Source organism: Pseudomonas sp. (assembly GCF_050739655.1).
In the GTDB taxonomy this organism is placed as follows: Bacteria; Pseudomonadota; Gammaproteobacteria; order Pseudomonadales; family Pseudomonadaceae; genus Aquipseudomonas.
On the sequence record NZ_JBOIBY010000602.1, the window covers coordinates 1 to 2,711 of the forward strand.

Here is a 2,711-nt window from a genome sequence, read left to right on the forward strand (position 1 = left end):
TCGCCAGGATGACCCTCTGGCACTGCGCAATCGCCTCAAAGCGATCAGCCAGGACCTCGATGAAGCACTGGTGGACGCCTGTTGCATCGAGCTGCCCCACGCGGCAATTCAGAACCTGCTCACAGCCAACCGGGCCACCCGCGCAGCAGCCAGCAGCCTCAGCGACTGATCACGAAATGGAGAGCAACACCATGCAATGCACCATTGACATTCCGGCCGGCTACCGGCAGGACGCCAAAGGTAATCTGATCCCCGAAAGGAATATCCGTCCCATTGATCAGGCCCGCGATGAGCTGGTGGCCGAGTTGGCCAGCGAGGCAAAGCGCCTTCATGCACAGCTCGCGGCGTTCAAGATCCGGGCGCACGCCGACATCGCCGCCTTCATTCAGCTCAGTGCGGAGGAATATCGGGTGTTTATCGGGGGAACAAAGGGGAACGTCACCCTCCTGGCCTTCAACGGTAGCTACAAGATCATTCGTCAGATTCAGGAGAGCATCCGTTTCGATGAACGCCTCCAGGCGGCAAAAGCGCTGATCGATGCCTGCTTGGTCGAATGGACGGAAGACGCATCCCCGGAGGTTCGCGCGATCATCAATGATGCGTTCCGGATGGACCAGCAGGGCAACATCCGCACCGGCCAGGTGCTTTCGCTGCGGCGGCTTCAGATTGAGGACGAGCGGTGGCAGCGCGCCATGGTGGCAATCGGTGAGGCCGTCCAGGTCGTGGGCAGTAAAGCCTACGTCCGCGTCTACGAACGCGACGATAAGGGCAAGTATCAGCCGATCACGCTCGATATGGCGGGGGTCTGACATGGATGACTCCAAACCGGCCGCTGCGGTGATAGAACTGGCCGCCCAGATCGCAGACAAGACCGTACGCTGCGACATCGAGCTGTTCTGCCGGGATACTTGGGTTGACGGGGTCCAGTACTTCGATGTCACCGCGCCCCGCCTCTTCGGCGAAGACCTCACGATGGTGAGAGATGCGCTGGAGTACATCCAGCTTCGGGGAGACGTCTTCCCCTGGGCGATGCAGCGCCATCCACTCCACCCGCAGTGGGTTCGATTCGAGGAAAAGGCCTGATGGACATCGCGAGCGCCCTGCGCAAGATTCAGGCATGCCTGCGGATGGCAGGCTCAAGCAACCCGACCGAAGCCGCGACCGCGCTGCGCCACGCGCGGACCTTGATGGACAAGTACGGGCTTAGCGAAACGGACGCGAAAACGCTGGAGGTGTGTACCACCGAAGCGCCAACAGGGTACCGGGGAGGCATGATCCCCCAGTCCCTGGTGGCGCTGGCCAACCTGGTCGGCGACGGGTATCGCTGCACTGTGGTAATCAGCCGCCGTAGCCAAGTCGTGGTGCGCGACTGCGCGTTGAGGACCAAAGGGACAACGGTAGTTCTCTTTCACGGCCTTGGCACCGACTCCGAGGTGGCGGGCTACGCCTATGCGGTCCTGCGTCGTCAGTTGCAACTCGGAAAGCAGGCCCATACCCGCCGTATTCGTAAAAAAGAGAACAGATACCGCCGAGGGGAAGAGTTTGCACTCGGATTTGTCGGCGCGCTTCGCCGCCTCTTTCCCCGGGCGGAGATGCCAGAAGGTCGACAACTCTTGCTCGATCTGGCCCTCAAGCAGCGGTACGGCCATCTTGAGTTTAGTGGTGGAACGGTCATCAAATCGGGACGGGCTACGGAGCGCGATCGCCGAGCAGGCTACGAGGCTGGCTCGCGCGCTCAGCTCAATCAGGGTTTGGGCGAAGGACAAAGAAAGCTGGAGTTGCTGAATGACCCCGCGTAGAGACCCCAGAAGGGCGCAGATCGCCAAGATTCATCTTGCTGCCAATCAGCTCGGCCTGGACGACAGTACGTACCGGGAGCTGTTGCTTCGGATCACAAACAAAGATTCGAGCGCCGCGATGTCCATCCAGGAGCGAGATCAGGTTATTCAGGAGCTGAAGCGACTCGGCTTCAGCGATGCCCGCAAGCAAGGTGGCGCCACGATCTTCCCTGGGAGGCCGGAGAACGTAGACAGCGTCCCGATGCTGAAGAAGGTCGAGGCGTTGCTTGCTGCCGGTGGGAAGCCATGGAGCTACGCCACTTCAATGGCCAAGCGCATGTTCAAGGTTGAGCGGCTTGAGTGGTTGAAGGCTGACCAACTCCACCGATTGATCGCTGCGCTCCAGATCGACGCAAACAGGAAGAGTAGGAAGTGACCGCACAGGAAGACTTTCAGGCACTGGAGTCGGCAGCAGATGCCGCGCTCAGGATCACCCTTGAACACGTAATGCAGCTGTCATCGCCGCAGGTGGTGCCGTATCTCACGAACGTGGTGGCTATAGGCGTCGAGCTGCTAAGGGCTGGCGGCACGGAGGATGCGTTCGTGCACGCATTCCTCAGCAGCGCCTTGGACAGCCTGGATGCGCCGCCCGCGCTCTCGATGAAGGACTTTCGGAGAAACTGATGAAAGCGACATGTCCCGAATGCGGCGCACAGGGCCACGTGAATGCGTTCTTTGTCGAGGAAGACGGCAAGCGGCTGGCCGTAACCTTGGCCGGCATGCAGCCGGAGTTGGGAAAGGCCGTGCTGGGCTACCTCGGCTTGTTCAAGCCTGCCAAAACATCGCTGCGACTGTCTCGCGCCGCCAAGATCGCCCAGGAAGTTGCTGGCCTGGTCGAAGCTGGCCATGTCTGCAAGGACGAGCGATCTGGGG

At 60.8% G+C, this 2,711-nt stretch carries 5 protein-coding genes and 1 pseudogene; all 6 read left to right on the forward strand.

Annotated elements, in window-relative coordinates; genetic code table 11:
- Window positions 1-191: 191 nt before the first annotated feature.
- The gene (locus tag ACRESJ_RS28620) at window positions 192-809 is read left to right on the forward strand and encodes a DUF3164 family protein (protein ID WP_431760875.1); all 618 of its coding nucleotides are present in this window, start codon (window positions 192-194) and stop codon (window positions 807-809) included.
- A 1-nt stretch (window position 810) separates the two neighbouring features.
- Window positions 811-1,083 carry a hypothetical protein gene (locus ACRESJ_RS28625; protein ID WP_431601177.1) on the forward strand — a complete coding sequence of 91 codons (273 nt, stop codon included), beginning with the start codon at window positions 811-813 and terminating at the stop codon, window positions 1,081-1,083.
- Window positions 1,083-1,799, forward strand: coding sequence for a DUF2786 domain-containing protein (locus tag ACRESJ_RS28630; protein ID WP_431601176.1), 717 nt, complete (start codon window positions 1,083-1,085; stop codon window positions 1,797-1,799). The genes ACRESJ_RS28625 and ACRESJ_RS28630 overlap by 1 nt, the downstream gene beginning before the upstream one ends.
- Complete coding sequence (locus ACRESJ_RS28635) at window positions 1,786-2,214, forward strand: gp16 family protein (RefSeq protein WP_431601175.1); 429 nt, start codon at window positions 1,786-1,788, stop codon at window positions 2,212-2,214. The genes ACRESJ_RS28630 and ACRESJ_RS28635 overlap by 14 nt, the downstream gene beginning before the upstream one ends.
- On the forward strand, window positions 2,211-2,462 hold the full coding sequence (locus tag ACRESJ_RS28640; RefSeq protein ID WP_431601174.1) for a hypothetical protein: 252 nt from the start codon (window positions 2,211-2,213) through the stop codon (window positions 2,460-2,462). Before ACRESJ_RS28635 ends, ACRESJ_RS28640 begins: the two co-directional genes overlap by 4 nt.
- Window positions 2,462-2,711, forward strand: a pseudogene (locus ACRESJ_RS28645) (hypothetical protein); the annotation flags it as partial. The gene ACRESJ_RS28640 and the pseudogene ACRESJ_RS28645, both read left to right, overlap by 1 nt.